The organism is Rhizobium sp. BK098 (genome assembly GCF_014193155.1).
GTDB lineage: Bacteria > Pseudomonadota > Alphaproteobacteria > Rhizobiales > Rhizobiaceae > Rhizobium.
The window spans coordinates 425,981-450,529 of record NZ_JACHYY010000004.1; the positions used below are offsets into that span (position 1 = coordinate 425,981).

Here is a 24,549-nt window from a genome sequence, read left to right on the forward strand (position 1 = left end):
TTTATTCATGCTTCGCGCGGGTCGAGCGCATCGCGCAGGCCGTCGCCGAGGAGATTGAAGCCGATCACGACGAGAAAAATGGCGGCACCCGGCCACATGGCCATCCAGGGCGCCTGTTCGAGATAATTCTTGGCGACATTGAGCATCGAACCCCAGCTCGGGGCAGGGGGCTGCTGGCCGAGGCCGAGGAAGGAGAGGCTGGCCTCGGCGATGATCGCCGTCGCGATGGTGAGCGTTGCCTGCACGAGGATCGGAGCAAAGACGTTCGGCAGGATGTAACGGGTGATGATGCTGGTATGGCGCAGACCGATCGAGCGGGCGCCTTCGACATAATCCTCCGTCTTGACCGCCAGCACCTGGCCGCGCGTCAGCCGCACGAAAACGGGCGTTGCCGAAAGCCCGATCGCGATCATCGCATTGGTGAGGCTCGGGCCGAGGAAGGCGGCAAGCGCAATGGCGGTGATGAGGAAAGGCATCGCCAGGAAGGCTTCGGTGACGCGCGAGATGATCTGATCGATCCAGCCGCCATAGTAGCCCGAGATCAGGCCCAAAGGCACGCCGATCGCAACGGCGATGGCAACCGAGAAGACGCCGGCCATCAAGGACGCTCGCGCGCCCCAGATCATGCGGGAGAGAATGTCCCGGCCGAGATCGTCGGTGCCGAGCCAGTGCGCGGCCGATGGCGCCTTGCGGATTGCCGACCAGCTGGTAGCGACCGGATCCGGGATCGGCAGGAGCGGTGCAACCGCAGCGAGCACGGTAAAGAACAGGATGATCGCAAGCCCGACCAGTGCCCCCTTGTTGGCTCGCAGCTTGCGCCAGGCGCGGTTGGGAGCACGCTTGACCGAGGCGCTTGCGGCAGTCACCTGAACGATTGTGCTCATAGGGCCGCCCTCATGCGTGGATTGAGGACGACATAGAGAATATCCGCAATGAGGTTCATGGCGATGAAGCCGACGGCCGTGCAGAGCACCACGCCCTGGACGACGGCGTAATCCCGGTTGAAAACCGCATCGACGATCAGTTTGCCAAAGCCCGGGATGGTAAAGATCTGTTCGGTCAGCACTGCCCCGGCCAGCAGTTCTCCGAACAGCAGGGCGCTGACGGTGACGACAGGCAGGATGGCGTTGCGGAAGCTGTGCTGCAGCACGACGGCCGCCTCCGGCAAGCCCTTGGCGCGGGCTGTGCGGATATAGTCGGCACTGAGCACGCTGAGCATCGAAGACCGCGTATGGCGCATCAAGGTGGCTGCCAGTGCATTGCCGAGCACGAAGGACGGCATCAGCATCGTCTGGATCGAACGCCAGGGGGCCTCGAAGAACGGCTGGTATCCCGAGGCCGGCAGCCAATGCAGCTTCACCGAGACCAGCAGGATCAGCATGATACCAAGCCAGAAATTTGGCACCGACAGGCCGCACAGGGCGACGATATTGGCGAGAAAATCGATGAAGGTATTCTTCTTCACCGCCGCCAAAATGCCCATGGGGATGCCGATGGCGAAGGCAAAGATCATCGACATCACAGCGAGCTGAATGGTGACTGGCAGCTTTTCGGCAACGAGGGTCAGAACCGGCTGATTGGTGCGCAGCGAAACGCCGAGATCGCCCCTGGCAACGCCCTGCAGCCAGTAGCCATATTGATAGATGACCGGATCGTTCAGCCGGTATTTCTCGCGAAGCAGCTCCAGGACCTGCGGATCGCGCTCCTCGCCGGCCATGGCAAGCACCGGATCACCCGGCAGCAGCTTCTGCAGCGAGAAGACGAAGATCGAAATGATCAGCAGCGTCGGTATGGCGACCAGCAGCCTCTTTCCGATATAGCTATACATGGGCAGATCCTTGCCGCGATGTCGAATGAGAAAGCGCCATGCGGGAAGAGCCCGCATGGCTTTGGTTGCTCAACTGCCCTTCTTGACGCCCACGAGACGGATCATGCCGTCCGGGGAGGGCACGAAGCCGGATACCTTTTTGTTGTAGGCCCAGATCCAGGCCTGATGTCCGAGGAAGATGATCGGCAGATCCTGGCTGAGGATCGCCTCGGCCGCATCGTACTTCTGCTTGCGCACCGCATTGTCCTGCGACTGGCGTGCCTCCAGCAGCAGCTTGTCGACTTCCGGATTGCTGTATTTGGAATCGTTGAGGCCGGCACCGGTCGTCACGAACTGCTGGATGTTGCCGTCCGGATCGGAGCGGCCGGACCAGTCGGAGCGGCTCAGCTGGTAGTTGCCGCTCGACTGCGCGTCGAGCAGGGTCGCGAACTCCGTCGTCTTCAGCGTTACGTCGAAGCCTGCTTCGGCAACCATCGACTGGATGATCTGCATCATCTGCATCGAGACGGGATTGTTGGCGACGGCGAGCTCGACCGGGATGCGGTCGAAGCCGGCTTCTTTTACGAGCGCCTTGGCCTTGTCGACGTCGCGGGCAGGCACCGGAATATCCTTGTCGAACCAGGGGCTGTTAGGTGCAAACGGCTGATTGCCGGCAAGTCCGGTGCCGTCGAAGACGATCTGCATGGCGGCTTCGCGGTCGATCGCCAGCGAGAAAGCCTGGCGCAGGCGCTTGTCCTTGCCCATCGGATTGTCGGCGCGCGCACCATTGCCGACATTGGCGTAGACGCCAAGCCAGCCGGTGCCGATCGCATCGGCATAGACGAGATTGGGGTCGCCTTTGACCGTACCGACATCGGATGCCGCCACGCGCTCGATCATATCGAGATCGCCGGAGCGCAGGTTAGCGAGGCGCACCGTCGTGTCGGGGATCGGCAGGTAGGTCACCTTGTCGATGAAGATCTTATCCTTGTTCCAGTAATCCTGGAATTTTTCGAGCACGATGCGGTCCTGCTGCACGCGCTCGACGAATTTGAACGGACCGGAGCAAACGGGATGATCGCCGAACTTCGCGCCGGCAGCCTTTGCCGCGGTCGGCGAGACCATCATGCCGGAGCGGTCGGAAAGCTGGGCGAGCAGCGTGACGTCAGGCGCCTTCAGGGTGAAGGTGGCTTCGTATTCGCCGGTCGCGTCGACCTTGGCCACGGAGGAAAGCTCGCTCTTGCGGCGCGACTCCGGCAATGTCTGATAGCGCTGGATGTTGTCGACAACGGCTTGCGCATTGAACGGCGTCCCGTCCTGGAATTTCACGCCCTGGCGCAGCTCCATGACGAGCTGCTTGCCGTCGGCGGACCATTTCCAGGATGTGGCAAGCTGCGGCACGAACTGCAGGTCCGGTGTTACGTCGACGAGCTTGTCGCAAAGTGCGGTATAGACGATGCGGCCGACGAAGGTGCGCGATTGCGCAGGGTCCAGCGCGTCGGCATCGTCCTGCAGGCCGATCTTGAGTTCGACGGCTAGGGACGGCAGCGCGATCAGGGCGCCGGCGGCAAGCGATACCATGAATTTGGCGATCTTCATTCTGTTCTCCTGTTTATCGTTTTCGTTATGTGCAGATCCCGACCGGTTTCCTCTCCGGTCGTGGTTGAGCGTGGCGGGACTTTTGGTCAGTCCACCTCCTCAGTCAGCGGTTCCTCGGCTAGGCGTGCATCCAGCGAGGTGATGCGGATCAGGCTTTCCTGCAGCATCAGCAAATGTTCGCGCATGGCTTCGGCCGCCTTCATCGGATTGCGTGCAGCAATCGCATCGATGATCGTCCTATGCTGTGCATAGGAGACAGGGCGGGTCTTGTTGATGCTGCGGGCCAATTCGCGAATGGTTTGCCAGGCTTCATCCTGACGGACATGATTGATGACGTCGAAAATGGTGAGGAAGAACTGGTTGCCGGCGCTTTGTGCAATCAGCCGGTGCAATGCGCCATCCCAAAGCTCTCGGCTGTCGGCATCGTCGCTGGCGGTGATCTTCTTCGCTAGTTCGTACATGCGGTCGATGTCGTCGGGTTTGGCGCGCATGGCGGCGAGCTGAGCCAATTGCGGCTCGATGCGCAGCCGAACTTCCATGACCTCCATGAGATCCGTGCCGGCCACCAGCGTGCTGACATGCTGGCTCCAATCGGCCGGGCGCTGCCCGACATAGGTTCCCGAGCCCTGCCGGCGCCAGACGCGGCCTTCCGCTTCCAGCACTTCGAGTGCTCGCCGGATCGCACGCCGGCTGACGCCGAGGTTTTCCGAAAGAGCCCGCTCCGTCGGCAGCTTTCCGTCAGCCGGGAGATCTGCCGAATTCAAAAGCCCACGGAGCCTTTCCAGGGCATGGACCGAATTTTCCGGAAGGCTGTCGATTGCCATATTGAGAGGTGAACCAATTTGAAATTGGTTCGATAGAAGTTGAACTCGTTCGCCTCGTCAAGCGCTTTTTTGTGCAATTTCGGCAATGCACAATCTTTGTGCGTGATGCGGAAGGGCAACTCGCAAAAAGAGTCGCTTTCTTGAGGCGACGGATCAACGATGTCCACTCTTGCGGTTCTGGGACCAGAGCTTCAGCGGCCTATGGCGCGCGCGGAAATCGCTGTCTCAGGCGTAAAGTCGAAATCCTTGTCGAAGGGATAGGTTAGCTTCGTCTTGCGCAGCCGCGGCAGGCGTTCGACGAACTGATCGACGACACCGGGGGACAGAGCCATCAGGTTCGGGTTGGCGATCGGCGCCAGCTCAGGCGAAAGGTAGCCGGATTTGACGACAATGATCTTCGCTTTGTGCGGAGCGAGGCCGAGGCGGGTGAAATCGGCGATATTATGATAGGGGCGGCGCGTGGCCGACAACACAAGGTCGATGCCGTCGATGGAAACCACGGCCTGCCTGTCGGTCGCTTCTTTAGTCTCCAGCAGATACTTGACGATGAAGCTGCCCGTCACCGGCTTACTGCCCTTGGTGTCGAGCGATGCGCCGACGGAAAGATTGAGAGTGGCGCCGAGGCCTGCGGCATAGCAGGCTTCCGTCGCGGCCCTGTCAGCGATGCCGGCAAAGATGACGCCTTGTGCTCCCTTGGCAATCAGTTCCGCCAGCACGTCGGCGCGATCACCGACGCCGCCACCCGTTGGATTATCGCCGGATTCCGCCAGAACCACGGGCGCAGTCGTGCTGGCGATTGCCTTGGCGACACATTCTTCGAGCGAGCCGGTCTCCGAGCCGAAAACGAAATCCTTTCGCACATCCCAATAGGCCTGCGCCAGTCGTTTCGCTTCGCGTTCGAGCACGGCGCGATCCGTGCCGGTCATGATGGCGGCGGCCGTTGCGCGCGGTTCGTCCGCCCAGACGTAACCGACCATGAGCGATGCATCCCAGACGCCGTCGATGGCATCGATTCCGGGCAGCATATCGTAAAGGCTCTTGGCCGGTTCATCGACGGTGCTGGTGCGTTCGCCCGGCAGTACCACGGGGATCGGCGCCCAGAGCAGGATGGGTTTTACACCGGTCTTCAGGCTTTCCGTCAGCATCTTGACGGCGCGGCGCATGGTTTCCCCGACATCAATATGCGGCGCGGTGCGATAGGTGGAGTACATATCGAGCGCATCGATGATGCGCTGGGTGACATTGCCGTGCAGGTCGTAGCTTGCCGAGACCATGCAATCGTCGCCGACGATGGCGCGAGCCGCACTGATCCAGTCGCCTTCGGCGTCTTCCATGCCTTCGACATACATCGCGCCATGCATGGCGAGATAAAGCCCATCGAGCGGCAGTAATGATTTCAATCCTTCCAGAAACTCTGTCTTGAAGGCTTCGTATGTATGACGGGCGACCGGACCGCCGGCGATCGCTCTGGCATGAATGGTCGGCAGGAATTCGCCGTCATAATCCCTAAGGAAAGCGAAGTAGGGCGAGGCAGTCAGCTCTGGGCCGCGTAAAACGCGAAAATCCTTCTCTTCGTTCAGGACGGGATTGTAGGTGCTGCATTCGATGTGAATGCCTCCGACGGCGATGCGCATGGGAACCTCAATAGGGGTTGGGACCAATCAGGAAATTATGAACGGCAATGCTGGCGGCGTCCCGTGCCCAGACATCGGCATCATCTTTCTGCGGGTACATTGTTGACCGGGAAGTTGCGTTCGTAAACTCTTACAATGTCAAAGCTCCCGTCAAGTAGCTTTCGGTTGGCGAGATAGTTGCAGGAATTAGCGCCTCTTGCGCCAGCTACAAGAACCACCGCTTTCCACCGCAGATCATTGCCGTGCGGTCTGGCTGTATTTGGGTCCCCTTTGAGCCTGCGGCTGGTCGAGGAAATGCCGAAGCGTGTTATCACCGACAAACTGCGCTCATACGGCGCTGCAAACGAGATGTCATGCCCGCCGTCGAACATCGGTCCCACAAGGGCCTGAAGAAACGTGCGGAGATCCCGATTACGCGAGATGCCGGTCGCGGGCCGTCGGCGCCCAAGGCGGATGCACCGGAAGCCATGGCCCATTAGCGCGAGGCCAGGGCACCGGGGCAGGGCGTGATCTGTCAGAAGCCGTAGTCGCGCGCGAGCCAGGCTTCCAGCAGGTTTCGCGATGCCTTGATTGCGGCGTTCGTGTCCTGTGCGAGAATGGCGTCGAGGATCGCCTTGTGGAGGGGCAGGGCGCGCTTTTGTCCTTCGGCTATGTCCTCATGGCCCGAAAGCGTGCGGTTGGCGTAGATCCCGACCGCGATCAGATCAATCAGCTGCGAATAGATCATATTGTGCGTAGCGGCGAAGATCGCCGTATGGAAGCGCAGGTCGGCATCGGCATTGCTGTTGACGTCGCCGATGGTGGACGCCATCTCTTCGTAGGCGGATTTGATGGCCGTAATGTCGCTTTCGGTGCGGCGGAGTGCTGCGCGCGCCGTCGCCTCCGGTTCGAGCGCCAATCGCAGATCCTTGATCGATCGCATGATTTCGACCGATGGGCCGGTCTCGTAATACCAGACCATGACGTCCGTATCGAGATGATGCCAGTTGGAGCGTTCCTTGACGCGCGTGCCGACGCGGGTCTTGATCTCGACCAATCCCTTGCCGGCCAGGCATTTCATCGCTTCGCGGATGACCGTGCGGCTGATACCGAATTGTTCGACGAGATCTGGCTCATTCGGCAGTGTCGTGCCGACCGGATAATCTCCGCCGACGATGCGGCGACCGAGTTCGTGGACGAAATAGCCGAAGACGCCGCGCCGCGGGATCGTACCGTATTTTCGCACAAAGGCATCGAAGGGCGACTGCGTTACGATCAGTTTCGATTCCGGGGTAGCCCTGGAGGTCATTGCGTCCTGGCCATGTTTCATTATGCGGGGCTCTCGTTCCTTATTGATGCGCCGTTCGTGAGAACAATCGTCAGCCTACGTCGATTTGTGAGGCTTCCTGTTGGTATCTCGGCCAGTTTGGGGCTGTTCCATATTGATGTTGTATCGATCCCATTGTTCTTCCCGCGGCATTTTCCAGCGAAAACCCTAGCATGTCTTGCGTACGCATGCCTACTGGCCCCGAATTGATCGATCTGTTCAGCAATTTGAACATGCTGGTGCGTTTCGTCACGGGCCTATCGGGATCGGCAGCGGTAATTGGCGTGGAAATCAAATTGCGCACCAACCGCTAAGCGAAACGTGATCGCTCAATCGATTGATGGGGCGATTTCGACTTTCGTAAACGTTGCCGAACCGGTTAAATGCAGGCGGGATGCGAGGCGGATTCGGAGTTGCTGATCCATGAATGATATGTCCACACCTGGGCACAGGGAGGAGGTGCGGGAGGCGGGCTCGCGTTCGCTGTTGATAGCACTGCTCGTGGCTGGCGCCTTCTTCATGGAGAATCTCGACGGTACGGTCATCGCGACCGCATTGCCGCAGATGGCCATTTCCTTCGGCGCCCGCCCCGTCGATCTCAATATCGGCATGAGCGCCTATCTGCTGACGCTTGGCGTCTTCATTCCGATCAGCGGCTGGATCAGTGATCGCTTCGGCGCGCGACTGGTGTTCACGACAGCCGTCGTCATTTTCACGCTCGCCTCCGTCCTCTGCGGTTTTGCCAATGGCGCCGGCTCCTTTGTTGCCATGCGCATCCTGCAAGGCATCGGCGGCGCGATGATGGTGCCGGTGGGCCGTCTTGTCGTCTTGAACAATACGCCGAAGGACAAGCTGATCTCGGCCATTGCGACGATCACCTGGCCGGCGTTGGTGGCGCCGATCCTCGGGCCACCGCTCGGCGGCTTCATCACCGACCATGCAAGCTGGCGTTGGATATTCTTCCTCAATCTGCCGCTCGGCATATTGGCTTTCATTTTTGCGCTCATGCTCATTCCGGAAACGAAAAGCACGGCGCGCCCGCCATTCGATTGGATCGGCTTCGTCGTCAGCGGCATCGGGCTTGCGAGCCTGATGTATGGGCTGGAACTGATCGGCCGCCCTGATCCCGTCTGGCTGGAGGCCTGGGCCTATGTGATCGTCGGCTTCGTCCTGCTGGCCATCGCCGTTTTCCATTTTCTCCGCACGAAGCATCCGCTCATCGATCTCTCCGGGCTAAAGCTGCCGACGTTCGCCATCACCATCTCAGGCGGATCGTTGTTCCGCACCGCTATCGGTGCCGTGCCACTCCTGCTGCCGCTGATGTTTCAGGTCGGCTTCGGGCTCAGCGCCTTTCATGCGGGCATGCTGACGCTCGCCGTTTTCGCCGGCAATCTGGCGATGAAGCCGGCAACGACGCCCATTCTGCGCCGCTTCGGCTTCAAGCCGGTACTGATCGTCAATGGTCTTCTGAACGCCATCTTCATTGCCGCCTGTGCGCTGTTTTCGCCCGATACGCCGCTCTGGTTCATTGCGCCGGTGCTGTTCATCGGCGGCATGTGCCGGTCGATGCACTTTACGGCACTCAACACGATCGCTTTTGCTGATATCCCACCGGGGCAGATGACGGGTGCCAACACGCTGTTCAGTACAGTCTTTCAGCTGACGATGGGCATGGGCATCGCGGTTGGCGCTATCGGCATACGTATCGGCCAGGCAATCAGTGCGCCATTGGGGGTCGATGGTGTCGTCGCCATCGAGTTCCGTCTGGCCTTCGTGCTGCTCGGCATCATCGCGCTTCTGGCCGTGCTGGATTGTTTGCCGCTTGACCGCAAGGCAGGTGACAACGTTTCGCGCAAGCCAAAGCAGAACGCAAGGAAGGCGGCGTAGCGATGTCAATATTCGAAGTGGTTAGTATGGGAATTGGATGAGATTATAATGCAGCAATATTGCTGGAATCGCCATCAGGATGATCAGAAGCATTGCGACGCTTGCCGCGCGCATCATCTTCCTCCGGCGGGCGCGCTGACCGGTCCAATCATATACTGCCATAATGAGCCCCTCCTTCTCATTAGTGATTAGAAAGACAAGAAATGGAACGCCAGTCAATATCGGCAATAGCGAGCTAAATAATAAGTATTCTCTAATATGTTGAGGATGAGGCATACTTTGATGGCCGAAGAGAGCCGTCGAACTTCATCTGCAAGAGCCTAAAGAGCGTTTTATGATGCTGGCTCAGACGATATAACGAACAAGGATTTCGTGCCCCGTGTCAGCGGGACATTGGTTGCTTTGGAAGAGGAAAAGGCAAATGAGCAAGATGCGCGCCCTGGTTTTGGAACGTCAGCATGAGCTGGCGATCCGCGATATCGATCTGCCGCAGCAGGTCGGGCCTGGGCAGGTGAAAATCAAGATCCACACTGTCGGCGTCTGCGGATCGGATGTGCACTATTACACCCACGGAAAAATCGGCCCCTTCATCGTCAACGAGCCGATGGTTCTTGGTCACGAAGCGGCGGGAACGGTGGTGGAAGTCGGCGCAGGCGTGACGCATCTGAAGATCGGCGACCGTGTCTGCATGGAGCCCGGCATTCCCGATGCCAATTCCAAGGCCAGCCGTCTCGGCATGTACAATGTCGATCCCGCCGTCACCTTCTGGGCGACACCGCCGATCCATGGCGTGCTGACCCCCTTCGTCGTGCACCCGGCCAACTACACCTTCAAACTGCCCGATAATGTCAGCTTTGCGGAAGGGGCGATGGTCGAGCCCTTCGCCGTCGGCATGCAGGCAGCCACCAAGGCGCGCATCACGCCTGGCGATACCGCCGTCGTACTCGGCGCCGGCCCGATCGGTATCATGGTTGCGGTTGCAGCCCTTGCCGGCGGCTGCGCGCGGGCGATCGTCGCCGATCTCGCCCAGCCGAAACTCGATATCGCCGCGCAGTATCAGGGCGTCATTCCCGTCAATATTCGCGAGAAGAATCTCGTCGAAGAGGTCGATCGCTTGACCGATGGCTGGGGTGCGGATGTCATCTTCGAATGCTCGGGCTCGCCGAAGGCGTGGGAAACGGTGATGGCGCTGCCGCGCCCCGGCGGTGTCATCGTTGCCGTCGGCCTGCCGGTCAATCCGGTCGGCTTCGACGTCTCGACGGCGTCGACCAAGGAGATCCGCATCGAAACGGTTTTCCGCTACGCGCATCAGTATGAGCGTTCGATCGCGCTGATCGCCTCCGGTCGAGTCGATCTGAAGCCCTTGATATCCGAGACATTTGACTTCGAGGACTCGATCAAGGCTTTCGATCGCGCTGTTGAGGCACGTCCGACCGACGTCAAATTGCAGATCGTCCTCGACCAATAGGGTTTCGCTGTCACATCGCCTTGCCTCAAGTCCTTTGCGGGCTTCACGCATCGGCAAGGCGATGTTTTCTTAGGTTTCATATCTCCCGTAGACGGCCCGGCAAAAGCGATGCTAGGTAGCCTCTCAAAGAGGGAAACAGGCTTTAACGCCGTGAAACGGGAAGGACAGCCGTGCCGCACGACGTTGCATTGATCGCATTGATTGCCGCGGGCTTCGTATTCGCGGCCATTTTCGGCTATCTGGCCGACAGGCTGCATCTGCCGCCGCTGGTCGGTTATCTGGTGGCTGGCGTCATCATAGGTTCGTCGACCCCTGGTTTTGTCGCCGATGTTTCCCTCGCATCGCAATTGGCCGAGATTGGTGTCATCCTGCTGATGTTCGGCGTCGGCCTGCATTTCTCGGCCGCTGATTTGCTGGCGGTACGCGGCGTCGCCATTCCCGGAGCCATCGGCCAGATTGCGATTGCGACACTGCTGGGTGTGGGTTTGACCTCGCTATGGGGCTGGAGCGTCGGCGCAGGCGTGGTCTTTGGCCTCAGTCTTGCCGTTGCCAGTACCGTCGTGCTGCTGAAGGCGCTGGAAGAGCGCAATCTCGTGAGTTCGACCAATGGCCGTGTCGCCGTCGGCTGGCTGATTGTCGAAGATCTGGCCATGGTGCTTGCGCTCGTGCTCTTGCCGGCCTTTGCCGGTGTTTTGGGCGGTCATGCGGATGCCGGTGGTCATGCCGCTTCCGGTTCGATCTGGCTGACGATCGGCATGACGCTGCTCAAGGTCGCAGCCTTCGCGGCTGTCGCGATCTTCATTGGCCCGCGTGTGGTGCCATGGCTCCTGACCTCGGTTGCGCGCACGGGTTCGCGCGAACTTTTCACGCTGTCGGTGTTGGCAATTGCGCTCGGCATTGCCTTCGGTGCAGCAGAAATCTTCGGCGTATCCTTTGCGCTCGGCGCCTTCTTTGCCGGCCTTGTGATGAGTGAATCGCATCTCAGCCACAGGGCGGCGGCCGACTCCCTGCCATTGCAGAATGCCTTTTCGGTGCTGTTCTTCGTGTCCGTCGGCATGCTCTTCGATCCGTCGGTTTTGATCCGCGAACCGCTGATGATTATCGGCGTGCTTGCTTTGATCATGCTCGGCAAGGCGTTGATCGCTTTCTGTGTCGTGCTGCTGCTGCGCTATCCCGCCAGCATCGGCTTTGCAGTTGCCGCCGGACTTGCGCAGATCGGTGAGTTCTCCTTCATTCTGGCCGGGCTCGGCGTCTCGCTCGGGCTGCTGACGCGGGAAGGACAGGATCTCATCCTTGCCGGTGCGATCCTGTCGATCACGCTCAATCCGCTGGCTTTCTACGCCACGGAAAAGCTGGAAAACTGGGCCTTTGCGCGCTGGCCCTTCCTGGCGAACAAATATGGCATGGCCAAGCAGGAGGCTCTTCGCCGCCAGTTGGCCGTCATCAACAAGCAGCGCGAGGAGCGTGATCGCCAGCATCATCTCGAGATCGAGCAGCTCATCGAAACTTTCCCGATGTTTGCCGAACTTGATGATAACGAGCATGAGGAGCTGCTGCTGCTCTTCCGCCCGAGATCGGCGTCGCCCGGCGACCGGGTGATCCGAACCGGCGATCGTGGCGACAGCATGTTCTTCATCGCTTCGGGCGCTGTTGAGGTACAGCTGGAGGATGACGAGATCCGGCTCGGCGCCGGGGCCTTTTTCGGCGAAATGGCGCTGCTGACGGGCGCGCGCCGCACGGCCGATGTCGTCGCCGTCGATTTCTGTCAGCTCTTCGTGCTGGACCGCCGCGACTTCAATCTGTTCATGTCGCGGCATCCACAGCTGCGTGCCGCCGTCAGCCGCATGGCGCGGGAGCGGCAGGAAAGCAACGTGTCGCGCCAGCGGCGCGACCTTTCCCAGGATGCGAGCTGATATTTTATCGGCGTTTCAGCCAGGATTTCGAGAGCCGGCAGGCCATGGTGTAGGCAGGGTCGAAGACGTTGCCGACATCGTAGCGCACGACCTGACCGAGCAGGTGGCTAGCCGCAGTCTTGTCGAGACCGTAATCTGAGCCGAGCCAGCGCAGCATTTCGCTGGTGGCGTGTTGCAGGGCCTGATCGAGCGGCCGGGCATTGCCTATGGTGAAAATATCCTCTGCCGTCTCTCCGCGCGGCCAGACGATCGTCTTCTTCTTTTCCACGCTCAGGCGCACCGTCACCTCGAATGTGGTCTCAATGCCGGTGCCAACGATCTCGCCGTCCCCTTGCACCGCATGGCAATCGCCGAGGAAGAAAAGCGCGCCCGGCGCCGCGACCGGAAACCAGACGGTCGTGCCAGGCCCAAGCAGGCGATAATCCATGTTGCCGCCGAATTCGCCGCTGGTGGCGGTCGATATGGCCTGACCGAGAGACGGCGCGACCCCGAAGCAGCCGATCATCGGAGCGAGCGGCAGGGTAAGTGTCTCGAGACCCGCGACCGGTTCGGCCAGTCGTGTCGTAAGATTCTGGCGGTCGATCTGCCAGATCGCCCTCTCGGCTGCCGGCAGCGCGCGGACATCCTGTGGATCGATAACATTGGCGGCGACCACGCTGCGGGTAAAGCCTGTATCGCGCGTCGGCACCATTGCGAGAATCTCGACCTTGAGAGAATCTCCCGGCTCAGCGCCGTCGATGAAGATCGGCCCGTTCATCGGATTGGGGCCGGATATCTGGCGAATATCGTTTTTGTCGTAGCCGGCGGCATCGAGCGTTTCGGTAACGACCGTATCGCCATCGGCAACATGCAAGGCCGGTGGCAGCGAGCCGATGACATTGTGATAGGTGTTGGGAACGAAACGGTGCATTGCCATCTTGCTTAAGCCTTGTGTGGATTCCGGTCGCGGCAGCCTATGACGACTCTGAACGTCTGGGAAAGGGCGCAGCGACCATATTTATGCAGAAAGGCCCACTTTGCTGAAGTGCGGGACAAATGTTTGCCGACGCAGTCAGGCCTCATCCAAAATGATCGCGAAATGCCTGCGGCGTCGTGCCGAATTTCCGCATGAAATTGCGCCGCATGGTTTCTTCCGAACTGAAGCCGCAGCGCATGCGTGCCTGATGCACGCTCAGGCCTTCTTCCAGAAGGCGGCGGGCCGCTTCGATGCGGATTTCCTCCACCGCGCGTGCAGGTGTCCGCCCGGTCGCTTTCAGATAGTGGCGCGAGAAGCTGCGTGCGCTCATATTTGCCTGCTCGGCGAGCGCCGGCAGGGAAAGATCGGCGCGCAGATTGTCCATGATCCAGCCATGCAGACGATCGAAGCGTTGGCCGCTTTCCTGAAGCCTCAGCGCCGCGCTGAACTGCGCCTGGCCCCCCGGACGCTTGAGGAAGACGACGAGTTCGCGAGCCACGGAAAGTGCCAACGAGCGACCAAGATCGGCCTCGACCAAAGCAAGCGAAAGATCGATCCCGGCAGTCACGCCGGCGGAACTCCAGATCTGCCCGTCCTGGACGAAGATCGGATCGGGCTCGAGCTTCACTTGCGGAAAGCGCTTGGCAAATTCTTCGCAACGATTCCAATGGGTCGCTGCCCGCCGCCCATCCAGAAGACCGGCTTCCGCAAGCAGAAAGGCGCCGCTGCAGACGGAGGCTATCCGACGAGCATTCGCGGCTTGCCGGCGCACCCATTCGATCAGGCCGAGGTTCTCACAGGCTTTATTGACGCCCCAGCCGCCGGCGATGATCAAGGTGTCGAGCGGAATATCGCTACTGCCGAGTGGGGCGGTCATCAGCGCGAGACCAGAGCTGGTTCGGGTCTGTGGGTTTTCCGCGACAACGATGGCTTCGTAGGGTTTCGGCTGATCGAGCTCATGCGCCGCCTCGTTGGCGCTGGTGAAAACCTGCAGCGGACCCGTGATGTCAAGCAGTTGGGCGTTGTCGAAGGCAAGAATTTCGATAAGGCGCATGATTGGCAAAAAATGACGGTGGTTTGGCAAACATGCCAGAGCATTGTCGCATAGGCTCGGAAAAGTCAATCGTCGGAGACATGTCATGACCATTCGCTTCGGCCTGCTTGCGTTTCCAGGCGTCCAGCAACTCGACCTGACCGCACCCTACGAGGTATTCGCCTCGATGGATGATGCGGAGGTGCATCTCTTGTGGAAGGACACGTCGCCCATCGTGTCGGCAACGAAGCTGGTGTTGCAGCCAACAACGACGTTTGCCGAATGCCCGCCGCTTGACGTCATCTGCGTGCCCGGCGGTGTCGGCGTCAATGCATTGCTGGAGGATGCGGACGTTCTGAGCTTCGTCCGGAAACAGGCGGCCCAAGCCCGCTTCGTGACATCGGTATGCACCGGTTCTCTCGTCCTTGGAGCGGCCGGCCTGCTCAAGGGCAAGAAGGCCACGACCCATTGGAATGCGCTTGATTTCCTCGAGAATTTCGGAGCCGTTGCCACGTCGGGGCGGGTCGTGCGGGATGGCAATCTCTTCACCGCGGGCGGTGTTACGGCCGGTATCGATTTCGGACTGACGACCGTTGCCGCCTTGCGCGGTCGAGAGGAAGCCGAAGCGATCCAGTTGTCGCTGGAATACGCGCCCGAGCCGCCGTTTCATTCCGGATTGCCCGAGAAGGCCAGCGTTGAGGTGCTGGCTAAAACCAGGCAACGCCTTGCGGGCTCGAGAATGGCACGGCAGGCGATCATCGCTCGCCTCGCGGCGGCCAGACATGGCGCTGAATGAAAAGGACTTGTCCACCGGCACTGTCACCTCAATGAAACGGAGCACCGATAGGGAAGCGATTATCGGTTGATCATGTCGAGGCGATGAATGACGGGCAGGCGGATGAATGGAATTCGTGTCCCATCTTGCCCACCATACTTGACACAAATAGCTTTTCTGCGACCGTGGCATCACGATGGCGTCCACGGCCTTGCGGGGAAAAGGCTTATTTGATGAACGAGTTCCGATCATTACGCTGGATATGTTGCTTCGTCATGGCAATGGCCGTTCTGATAGGCGCAGGCCCAGGGTTGATATCGCAAGCTGCAGCCGCCGAAACCTCCGAGATCGCCCCGCAGACAAAGACTTCAAGCGAGCAGATCGAGAAGCTGATCGGCACTTTGCGCGATAGCGGTGCGGTGTCCGGAGCCGATCTGTCGCAGCGCCGCTCCGCTTTCGAGAAGCTCATGGCATCGACGCCAGGCCCGGCGCGTGTCCAGATACGGCGTGTCGACGCGAACGGTGTGGATGGTGATCTCATCTGGCCGGCTCGGTTGCATCATCCAATCGGCCGGCGTGCCATTCTTTATCTGCATGGCGGCGGTTTCTATAGCGGCTCGCTTCGGACGCACGCCAACATAGCCGGTTCGCTCGCCAAGGCGGCCTCGGCCGATGTGCTGTTGGTCGACTATCGCCTCGCGCCCGAAAATCGCTTCCCCGCGCAAAGAGATGATGCCATTGCGGCTTATCGCTGGCTTCTGACATCGGGATACAAGGCCGGCAACATCGTTATCGCCGGCGAGTCGGTTGGTGCAACTCTGGCCATCGAAGTCGTTTTGAACCAGCTTAGGCTGAGTGGTCCGCTTCCCGCTGCTGTGGTCGCGATGAGCCCGATCACCGACTTCGCCGCAACGGGGGCGTCCCTGGCCGCCAACGCTGCCAGTGACCCTTTCATGAACAAGGCCGAGCTCACCCTCATCCACGATGCGTTTGCGCGTGATCGTCCAGCAGTCGATCCCGACATGTCGCCGTTCTATGGCAATGTCTCGGGGTTTCCCCCACTGTTGATCCAGGTCGGCGCGCGTGAGGCACTGCTCGATGACACCTGGCGGTTCGCAGATAAGGTACGCCAGGCAGGCGGCAATGTGAGCTTAGAAGTCTGGCCAGGGATGATCCATCAATGGCAGATTTTCCCGTTCTGGCTCGATGATGCGAGGAAGTCGAATGAACGCGTCGCGCAATTCGCGATTGCGCATTTTGTCGATAAGCCCATGCAATAATTATCGCGCAATTATCAACAGTTAAGCAGCGCCTGATTTCGAAACTTTCGTTCAAGAGACCGATGTGACTTCGCAAGTCCACGAAATTAAATAATTGCCTTTCAATTGATTATCGCAATAAATAATCGCTAGATAATTTTGTGTGGACATGAAAATCGAAATACGCTAATCATATAGATGACGCGATAATAAGTCGCGCGATAAATTTAAGTGGAGATTGAAATGAGCCAGTCGATCCCTCAAGCTACCCGTCGGGGCGTTATGACAGCCGGGCTCGGCCTTGCCGCCGCTGCAGCCGTCGCCCCCTTCGCTCAACCTGCACAAGCCTCTACAAAGCAGCCAACTTCGAAAGGTAAGGACACAATGAGCAGCAGCACGATCACCACCAAGGACGGCACGCAGATCTTTTATAAGGACTGGGGAACAGGCCAGCCGATCGTCTTCCATCACGGATGGCCCCTGAGCTCAGACGATTGGGACGCCCAGATGCTATTCTTCCTTCACCAGGGCTACCGCGTCATCGCCCACGACCGTCGCGGCCACGGCCGCTCCAGCCAGACGGCGACCGGAAATGAAATGGATACCTATGCCGCCGATGTGGCGGCTCTGGCCGAGCATCTTGATCTCAAGGGCGCCATCCATGTCGGCCATTCGACAGGCGGCGGCGAAGTTGCGCGCTATGTCGCCCAGTACGGCGGCCATGGTCGCGTCTCGAAGGCCGTGCTGATCGGCGCCGTACCGCCGATCATGGTCAAGTCCGACAAGAACCCCGGCGGCCTGCCGCTCGAAGTCTTTGATGGCTTCCGTGCAGCACTTGCGGCCAACCGCGCTCAATTCTTCCGCGATGTTCCGGCGGGGCCGTTCTATGGCTTCAATCGTCCCGGCGCCGCTGTTTCGCAGGGCGTCATCGACAATTGGTGGCGTCAGGGCATGATGGGCGGCACAAAGGCCCATTATGATTGCATCAAGGCTTTCTCTGAAACGGACTTCACCGAAGACTTGAAGAAGATCGAAGTGCCGACGCTCGTCATGCATGGCGACGACGACCAGATCGTGCCGATCGCGGACTCGGCCCTTCTGTCCTCGAAGCTGCTGAAGAACGGCACGCTCAAGGTCTACAAGGGCCTCCCGCACGGCATGGCCACGACGCATGCGGACGTGATCAACGCGGACCTGCTCGCCTTCTTCAAGGCCTAAGCAATAAGAAGATCATGCGCCCGCCGAAAGGCGGGCGCTTCACAGCCTGCCGGGTGCTGTTACCACCCTCACCATTTCAGCTGTCGAGTTTCAACGAAAGCTGAACGGCGCGCGGCAAGGGCGGTAACGGCCGGCTGATTTCGACACGGCGCGTCCATGTGGCGCGCCGTTCCTGTTCGCGCTCCCGAAGGGCCTTCGAGACAGCGACAAAGGTCATTGCACGTTCGATGACTTGCTGGGCTTTGGTCATGGATATCTCCATATGTTCACTTTATGTTCTCATATTGATCGCATAAAGTCAAGCTTCGGGCTTTGTGCCGGTAGGTCTCCGATATTCTACCCGCGCGTTTCATGATGGCTGGAAAGCCGGAGCGGCACCTTCTATCGCGGCCGAAGGCCAACCTTATTGGCCGCCCAAGCTTGAAATTTCTCTCGTCTTCCGCCACCTGTTCGGCGCGACTTTCAACATTCCCAGGAGACTAGACGCATATGACAACCACCACCGCAGAGATGACCGCCGAGAGCCACGTCTTCGAGGCCGACGTTGCCCGCCTTCTGCATATGATGGTTCACTCGGTTTATTCGGATAAGGATGTCTTCCTGCGCGAGCTGATCTCGAACGCGGCCGATGCCTGCGAAAAGCTGCGTTACGAGGCGATTGCGCAACCCGGCCTGCTCGCGAACGATCCCGACAGCCGCATCCTGCTGACGCTCGACGCCGATGGCGGCAGGCTCATCGTGGAAGACAACGGCATCGGCATGAGCCGCGACGAGATGATCGAGGCGCTCGGCACGATCGCCCGCTCCGGCACACGCGCTTTCATGGAGCGCATCGAGGCCAACAAGCAGGGCGAGGGAGCGCAACTCATCGGCCAGTTCGGCGTCGGCTTCTATTCCTGTTTCATGGTGGCCGATAGCGTCGACGTCATCTCCCGTCGGGCCGGCGCCGAGGATGCCTGGCTTTGGTCTTCGGACGGCAAGGGTGGCTACAGCGTTGCGCCCGTCGAGGTGAGCGAGGCTCCCGCGCGCGGCACCCGCATCACGCTGCATCTGATGGAGGATGCCAAGAGCTATGCATCGCGCTGGACCGTTGAGCGCATCGTAAAGGAACAGTCCGGTCATGTGCCGGTGCCGATCAAGATAGCCGAGAAGCCCGGCGAGGAGGCAACGCAGCTCACCGACGGTACAGCGCTGTGGACCAAGTCGAAGAACGACATCACGACCGAGGAATATACCGATTTTTATCGCGGCGTTTCCGGCCAGTATGACGAGCCGGCACTGACCGTGCATTTCCGCGCCGAGGGTCGCCATGAATATTCGGCGCTCGCATTCGTGCCCGGTTCGCAGCCGTTCGATCTTTTCGATCCGGATCGCAAGGGGCGCATGAAGCTTTATGTGAAACGCGTCTTCATCACCGATGAAGCCGAATTGCTGCCGCGCTATCTACGCTTCGTGCGCGGTCTCGTCGACACGTCGGACCTGCCGCTCAACGTCTCGCGTGAGATGATTCAGGAAAGCCCGATCCTGACGGCGATCCGCAAGGGTGTCACCAACCGCATCATTACGGCGATCGAGAAGCAGGCGGAGAGCGATCACGACGCCTTCCTGAAGATCTGGGAGAATTTCGGCAGTCTTATCAAGGAAGGCATCTACGAGGACTTCGAGCGTCGCTCACAGCTTCTGGCGCTTTCGCGCTTCCGCACCACGACCTCGGGCGACGGCTATCGCTCGCTTGCCGACTACATTAGGGATGCCAAGGAAGGTCAGCAGTCGATCTACTATCTCGTCGGTGGCAGCCTGGAGCAGCTGAAAGCTTCGCCGCAGCTCGAAGGCTTCCGTGCCCGCGGCATCGAAGTTCTGTTGCTCACCGATTCCGTCGATAGCTTTTGGGTGACCAATGCCCCGGAATTCGAGGGCAAGAGCTTCAAGTCGATCACGCAAGGCTCTGCCGATCTCGCCCAATTCAAGAAACAGGATGATGAGGATAAGCCGGAAAGCGAAAGCGCACCCGCCGAAGTCCAGGCCTTCCTCGACTATGCCAAGCAGAAGCTTGCCGATGAGGTATCGGATGTTCGCGCATCCGATCGCCTGATCGAAAGCGCCGTCTGCCTCGTCGCGTCCGAGCAGGGTTATGACCGCCAGCTTGAGAAGATCTTGCAGGGGGCTGGCCGTCTGCAGTCCGGCGCCAAGCCGATCCTTGAAATCAACATGGATCATCCGGTCGTCAAGGCGATTGCCGCCAAGGCGGATGCGCCGTCCCTGCGCGACGATGCGGCCTTCCTGCTGCTCGATCAGGCCCGCGTTCTCGATGGCGACAAGCCGGCCGATCCGCGCGCTTTTGCCGAGCGCCTGGCGCGACTGATGGAGAAGGCGCTGCAGTAATCAATCAGGTCGGCACGGCTTTGAAAAGTCGTGCCGACCTGCTTGGCAGAGCTGGCGTCCGCGTGGGCGGTTGATGCAAAAAACTTGTCTCTAATTATCATCTTTTCGTTGCGCAAGGGGACGTCGTCTTTTATAGAGGACGTGCACACTGGCCGGATCGCTTGGCCACGTAAGCGTTAACGTCACTCAACGCGTATGATCGAACGGCTCTGCGGCTTCGGTCTGCGCGGCTATGTCCTGCGGATCGAGATCGAAGCGCCTCGAAAGGACACCCATGGATACCCCCCATAATTCCAACACGGCCATCTCCGCCCCGAAGATCGAGCGCGTGCGCCATGAACTGAAGCGGCGCTTCCTAACAGTAACAGGCATTTACAGGATCACTCCCGGCATGCTGCGCATTCGGCTGGCCGGCGAAGATCTCGCCGATTTCGTCAGCCTTGCGCCCGACGACCACATCAAGGTGATGGTGCCGGGTGCCGGCGCGGAAATGGAGCGGCGTGACTATACACCTCGCCAATACGACACCGAGGCGCGAACGCTCGTCCTCGATTTTGCCGTCCACGAGGCAGGCCCCGCTACGCAATGGGCGCTCGACGCTTGCGTCGGCGACAGGCTGGAGATCGGCGGCCCCCGCGGCTCGGCCGTTGTGTCCGCGAATATCGAGAATTGGCTGCTGATCGGCGACGAGACGGCGCTGCCGACCATCGGTCGCCGGATTGAAGAGGCGCGAGCGGGTGCGCGTATAACGGCGATCGTCGCGGTTGCCGATGCGCGCGAACATCAGGAATTTCAGACTGATGCGCAGCTGGATATGCGCTGGGCATATCGGCCTCTCTCGGAGGCAGCGGATCCGTCCTCGCTTCTGAAGACACTTCAGTCGATCGATGTGGCCCCGGGTACTTTCGTCTGGATCGCCGCCGAAGCCTCCGTCACGCGTGCCTTGCGCTCCTACCTAGTCGAAGAACGCGGCTATCCACTGAGCTGGATCAAGGCGTCCGGCTATTGGGTCAAGGGCAAGGCCGATACGACGGAGAAATTCGACTGAATGCGGGCACGCGGGCGGCGGGATGTCGCCCGCTTCGACCGATGTGAGCTCAAGGCATCTTGCCGGAACTGGCGGCTGCCCCATTTCATGGCGCAATTGTCCCGCAAATGGACAGGGTGTCCTATGATAAGATTGGGTTCACCGAAACTGCATTTCGAGCAGATTTCGACTTCCTAAATTATGTGGGATCACCGAAGGTTAAGTACGAAGCGAGAGTGGCGGCTGATGCCGTTGGCGATCGCATCATAGGTTTATGGTGCCGAACGGGAGGCGGCGTCATGAACTTGATTAGAAGCCCTGCCGCACGCGACGGCCAATGTTGAGGATCGACGCAAGGTGCTTGCCGTCCCGAAAGACCCGCCGCAAACATTCGCCGTGCTGATGTTGTCGGCGCTTCGCAAGGCTTTCATCGGCATCGCTCTGGCGAGCGCTGCCATCAATGTGCTGGCGCTAACCGGCTCCTTTTTCATGCTGCAGGTTTATGATCGGGTCATTCCGAGCCATAGCTTACCGACATTGTCCGGTCTCGTCATCATCGTCGTGACCCTCTACCTGTTTCAGGGCGTAATCGAATTCCTGCGCTCCATGCTGCTTGTGCGCATCGGCATGTCGCTCGACGAACGCTTGAACAGGAAGGTTTTCGGCGCGCTTCTGTTCCTGCCGAGCAAAAAACAGACGTCGGACGACGGCCTGCAATCGGTGCGCGACCTCGAGCAGATCCGCTCTTTCCTTTCCGGCAGCGGTTCGACGGCGCTGTTCGACCTGCCCTGGGTGCCGTTCTATCTGCTACTTTGTTTTCTGTTCCACTTCTGGATCGGGTTCACCGCTCTTTGCGGTGCCTTGTTGCTCGTCGGCATTACCGTGGCTGCCGAAATGCTGTCGCGTCGACCGGCCCTGGAGGCGGCCAGGTCTTCCGCGGCGCGTCTCGGCTTCGCCCAGGCCGCGCGGCGGAACTGGGAGGCTGCCATTGCCATGGGGTTTTCCGGCCGCCTCACCGATAAATGGGTCGCCATGAATGAGGATTACCTCACGCACCAGGCGATAGCGAGCACCCGCGTCGGCGCGCTGACCATCGCCGCAAAGATCGCGCGCATGATGCTGCAATCCGGTGTCCTTGCCGTCGGCGCGATCCTCGTCATCCGCCAGGAAGCAACGGGAGGCATCATCATTGCGAGTTCGATCCTGGTCACGCGGGCGCTGGCGCCCGTCGAGCTTGCGATCGGCCAATGGAAGGGTTTTGTGGCTGCACGCCAGGGCTGGGCGCGGCTTGCCGCACTCCTCGACGCCGCGCCGCCCGCGCCGCAGGCCTTCACCTTGCCCACGCCGTCACGGGAACTCAGCGTCGAGAATATCACCGTGACGTCGCCCGGCAGCCGCGATTTTATCCTGCGCAATGTCTCGTTCAAGATATCGGCGGGAACCATACTGGGCGTCATCGGCCCGAGTGCATCGGGCAAGTCTTCGCTGGCACGTGCGATTGCTGGCTTGTGGCCGGTTGCAATCGGCTCCGTGCGGCTCGATCGTGCCGCACTTTCGCAATGGGATACCGACGAGCTTGGGCAGCATATCGGCTATCTGCCGCAGGATGTAGACCTCTTCGATGGCACGATCGCCGAGAATATTTCGCGTTTTGCCGAGGACATGCCGACGGAGCCGATCATCGCGGCGGCGAAGGCGGCCGGTGTCTACGACATGATCGTCAAGCTCCCGGACGGCTTCGATACGAAGATCGGCGAAGGCGGATCGCGCCTTTCGGCTGGGCAAAGGCAGCGTATCGCCTTGGCGAGAGCGCTTTACGGCGATCCATTTCTAGTGGTTCTCGACGAGCCGAATTCCAATCTGGATGCGGAAGGCGAGGCTGCACTGACGGCGGCGCTTGCAGTTGTGAAGGAAAGAGGCGGCATTGCAATCGTCATTGCCCACAGGCCAAGCGCTCTCGCCGCTGCCGATACGGTGTTGATCATTGCCGGCGGTCAGGTTCAGGCATTCGGACCAAAGAAGGATATCCTTGGTCCATCGCCCAAGCAGCTCGGAACAACGCATCTGGCCATTGCCGGTGGGGAAACGCACGGATGATCGGCAAGGCCTCGTCATCGAACGAACGTATGATCCGCCGCCTGTCACTGCTGGTGGTAGCGGTCATCCTTCTATTGTTTGGTGTCATGGGCGGCCTTGCCGCCGCCACCAAGATCGCCGGCGCGGTGATTGCGTCTGGCACGCTTGTCGTCGACAGCTATGTAAAGCCGATAAAGCATCTGAAGGGCGGCATTGTCCGTGCAATCCTCGTGAAGAACGGCGAGCATGTCGCCGCGGGCCAGGTGCTCGTCCGGCTGGACGACACCCAGACCCGAGCCAATCTTTCCATCATCCGCAAGCGGCTCAACGAGCTTTCGGCCCGCACGGCGCGCCTTATAGCTGAGCGCGACGGCAAACAGGAGATCGCCTTTCCAGCAGATCTCCTTTCATCCGCCGGAAACGCGGATGTCGCGGCCATTCTGGCCGGCGAGCGGCGGCTCTTTTTCGATCGGCAGGCATCGCGCGAAGGGCAGAAATCGCAGCTGCATGAGCGCATTCAACAGCTTAACCGGGAGATCGAAGGGCTGATAGCACAGGAAGAGGGCAAACGGCGGGAAATCGCTCTCATTGCGAAAGAGCTCGGAAGTCTCGAAGGCCTGCTCAACCAGGGCATCATCTCGGCGACGAAGGTCTACTCCCTGCAGCGGGAAAGCGCTTCGCTGAACGGCGATCTCGGAAACCTCGTCTCGTCCATCGCCCAGACCCGGGGCAAGATCGCGGAAACCGAACTACAGATCCTGCAGATCGATGCAGACCGCAGTTCGGAAGTGTCCGAGCAATTGCGTCAGGCCGAGAGCGATAGCGGCCAGTTTTCCGAGCGTCTGGTTGCGGCTGAAGATGACTTGAAGCGGATCGACATCAAGGCACCTCAGACTGGCATCGTCGACCAGCTAAGCATCCATGCCGCAGGGGCCGTCATCTCGCCTGCAGAAGCGATCCTGCAGATAGTCCCCGATAAGGATGCGCTGGTGGCGGAGCTTAAACTTGCGCCGCAGGATATCGACCAGATTACCGTAGGCCACGCGGTATCCCTGCGCTTTCCCGCCTTCAATCAGCGGATCACCCCGGAGCTGAACGGGCATGTCGATACGATCTCGGCGGATCTGACGACGGATCAGCGTTCGGGACAAGGCTACTATGTCGTGCGGGTCAAGGTTGCAAAGCCTGAATGGGAAAGGCTCGGAGCCTTGACGCCATTGCCGGGCATGCCGGTGGAAGCCTTTCTGCAGACGGGTGAGAGAAGCGTTCTCGCCTATCTGACAAAGCCGATGACCGACCAGATCCGGCGGGCGTTCAGGGAGGATTAGGGTGGTCTCGACTGAGCTGCGGCATTTACCCAGCGGCCGCCCGATTTGCGTCGAACGG

At 60.0% G+C, this 24,549-nt stretch carries 20 protein-coding genes and 1 pseudogene; 11 read left to right on the forward strand and 10 right to left on the reverse strand.

The window, feature by feature from the left end:
• Positions 1-5 precede the first annotated feature (5 nt).
• The 5 genes from FHT73_RS13995 to FHT73_RS14015 form a co-directional block, all read right to left on the reverse strand.
• Positions 6-884, reverse strand: coding sequence for an ABC transporter permease (locus tag FHT73_RS13995; protein ID WP_183712316.1), 879 nt, complete (start codon positions 882-884; stop codon positions 6-8).
• Positions 881-1,828 carry an ABC transporter permease gene (locus FHT73_RS14000; protein ID WP_183712318.1) on the reverse strand — a complete coding sequence of 316 codons (948 nt, stop codon included), beginning with the start codon at positions 1,826-1,828 and terminating at the stop codon, positions 881-883. The genes FHT73_RS13995 and FHT73_RS14000 overlap by 4 nt, the downstream gene beginning before the upstream one ends.
• A 69-nt stretch (positions 1,829-1,897) precedes the next feature.
• The gene (locus FHT73_RS14005) at positions 1,898-3,406 is read right to left on the reverse strand and encodes an ABC transporter substrate-binding protein (protein WP_183712320.1); all 1,509 of its coding nucleotides are present in this window, start codon (positions 3,404-3,406) and stop codon (positions 1,898-1,900) included.
• Between the two features lie 86 nt (positions 3,407-3,492).
• Entirely contained in the window at positions 3,493-4,230 is a 738-nt protein-coding gene (locus FHT73_RS14010; RefSeq protein WP_112603388.1) for a FadR/GntR family transcriptional regulator, read from the reverse strand.
• Positions 4,231-4,421: 191 nt separating this feature from the next.
• Positions 4,422-5,864 (reverse strand): M81 family metallopeptidase, encoded by a 1,443-nt coding sequence (locus tag FHT73_RS14015; RefSeq protein ID WP_183712322.1) that lies wholly within the window; start codon positions 5,862-5,864, stop codon positions 4,422-4,424.
• Positions 5,865-6,134: 270 nt separating this feature from the next.
• Here FHT73_RS14015 and FHT73_RS14020 point away from each other — a divergent pair.
• Positions 6,135-6,283 (forward strand): annotated as a pseudogene (locus FHT73_RS14020) (IS6 family transposase); the annotation flags it as partial.
• Between the two features lie 95 nt (positions 6,284-6,378).
• Here FHT73_RS14020 and FHT73_RS14025 read toward each other — a convergent pair.
• Positions 6,379-7,152 carry a FadR/GntR family transcriptional regulator gene (locus FHT73_RS14025; RefSeq protein ID WP_246712119.1) on the reverse strand — a complete coding sequence of 258 codons (774 nt, stop codon included), beginning with the start codon at positions 7,150-7,152 and terminating at the stop codon, positions 6,379-6,381.
• A gap of 441 nt (positions 7,153-7,593) precedes the next feature.
• Here FHT73_RS14025 and FHT73_RS14030 point away from each other — a divergent pair, with 441 nt between their 5' ends.
• Complete coding sequence (locus FHT73_RS14030) at positions 7,594-9,057, forward strand: DHA2 family efflux MFS transporter permease subunit (RefSeq protein ID WP_210290347.1); 1,464 nt, start codon at positions 7,594-7,596, stop codon at positions 9,055-9,057.
• A 21-nt stretch (positions 9,058-9,078) separates the two neighbouring features.
• Here FHT73_RS14030 and FHT73_RS14035 read toward each other — a convergent pair whose 3' ends face one another.
• Positions 9,079-9,219 (reverse strand): hypothetical protein, encoded by a 141-nt coding sequence (locus tag FHT73_RS14035; RefSeq protein ID WP_162700965.1) that lies wholly within the window; start codon positions 9,217-9,219, stop codon positions 9,079-9,081.
• Between the two features lie 259 nt (positions 9,220-9,478).
• Here FHT73_RS14035 and FHT73_RS14040 point away from each other — a divergent pair, with 259 nt between their 5' ends.
• On the forward strand, positions 9,479-10,525 hold the full coding sequence (locus FHT73_RS14040) for an NAD(P)-dependent alcohol dehydrogenase (RefSeq protein ID WP_112410838.1): 1,047 nt from the start codon (positions 9,479-9,481) through the stop codon (positions 10,523-10,525).
• 170 nt (positions 10,526-10,695) lie between these two features.
• Complete coding sequence (locus FHT73_RS14045) at positions 10,696-12,438, forward strand: cation:proton antiporter (RefSeq protein ID WP_112603396.1); 1,743 nt, start codon at positions 10,696-10,698, stop codon at positions 12,436-12,438.
• A gap of 4 nt (positions 12,439-12,442) precedes the next feature.
• Here the strand turns inward: FHT73_RS14045 and FHT73_RS14050 are convergent, their stop codons facing one another.
• On the reverse strand, positions 12,443-13,354 hold the full coding sequence (locus FHT73_RS14050; RefSeq protein WP_183712324.1) for an acetamidase/formamidase family protein: 912 nt from the start codon (positions 13,352-13,354) through the stop codon (positions 12,443-12,445).
• Between the two features lie 142 nt (positions 13,355-13,496).
• Positions 13,497-14,447 carry a GlxA family transcriptional regulator gene (locus FHT73_RS14055; RefSeq protein WP_183712326.1) on the reverse strand — a complete coding sequence of 317 codons (951 nt, stop codon included), beginning with the start codon at positions 14,445-14,447 and terminating at the stop codon, positions 13,497-13,499.
• Positions 14,448-14,532: 85 nt separating this feature from the next.
• Between FHT73_RS14055 and FHT73_RS14060 the strand changes: the two genes are divergently transcribed.
• From FHT73_RS14060 to FHT73_RS14070, 3 genes are all read left to right on the forward strand, one after another.
• Positions 14,533-15,222: a DJ-1/PfpI family protein gene (locus FHT73_RS14060; protein ID WP_183712328.1), complete on the forward strand. Its 690-nt coding sequence runs from the start codon at positions 14,533-14,535 to the stop codon at positions 15,220-15,222.
• 260 nt (positions 15,223-15,482) lie between these two features.
• On the forward strand, positions 15,483-16,481 hold the full coding sequence (locus tag FHT73_RS14065) for an alpha/beta hydrolase (protein WP_112603538.1): 999 nt from the start codon (positions 15,483-15,485) through the stop codon (positions 16,479-16,481).
• A gap of 363 nt (positions 16,482-16,844) precedes the next feature.
• Positions 16,845-17,678, forward strand: a complete 834-nt coding sequence (locus FHT73_RS14070) for an alpha/beta hydrolase (protein ID WP_112603404.1) — start codon at positions 16,845-16,847, stop codon at positions 17,676-17,678.
• A 76-nt stretch (positions 17,679-17,754) separates the two neighbouring features.
• Here FHT73_RS14070 and FHT73_RS14075 read toward each other — a convergent pair whose 3' ends face one another.
• Complete coding sequence (locus tag FHT73_RS14075; RefSeq protein WP_183712330.1) at positions 17,755-17,928, reverse strand: hypothetical protein; 174 nt, start codon at positions 17,926-17,928, stop codon at positions 17,755-17,757.
• 239 nt (positions 17,929-18,167) lie between these two features.
• Between FHT73_RS14075 and htpG the strand changes: the two genes are divergently transcribed.
• The 4 genes from htpG (at position 18,168) to FHT73_RS14095 (ending at position 24,491) form a co-directional block, all read left to right on the forward strand.
• Positions 18,168-20,060, forward strand: a complete 1,893-nt coding sequence (htpG, locus tag FHT73_RS14080) for a molecular chaperone HtpG (RefSeq protein WP_183712332.1) — start codon at positions 18,168-18,170, stop codon at positions 20,058-20,060.
• Between the two features lie 274 nt (positions 20,061-20,334).
• On the forward strand, positions 20,335-21,108 hold the full coding sequence (locus FHT73_RS14085) for a siderophore-interacting protein (protein ID WP_183712334.1): 774 nt from the start codon (positions 20,335-20,337) through the stop codon (positions 21,106-21,108).
• 336 nt (positions 21,109-21,444) lie between these two features.
• Positions 21,445-23,184 (forward strand): type I secretion system permease/ATPase, encoded by a 1,740-nt coding sequence (locus tag FHT73_RS14090; protein WP_183712336.1) that lies wholly within the window; start codon positions 21,445-21,447, stop codon positions 23,182-23,184.
• Positions 23,181-24,491 carry an HlyD family type I secretion periplasmic adaptor subunit gene (locus FHT73_RS14095; RefSeq protein ID WP_183712338.1) on the forward strand — a complete coding sequence of 437 codons (1,311 nt, stop codon included), beginning with the start codon at positions 23,181-23,183 and terminating at the stop codon, positions 24,489-24,491. Before FHT73_RS14090 ends, FHT73_RS14095 begins: the two co-directional genes overlap by 4 nt.
• Positions 24,492-24,549 lie beyond the last annotated feature (58 nt).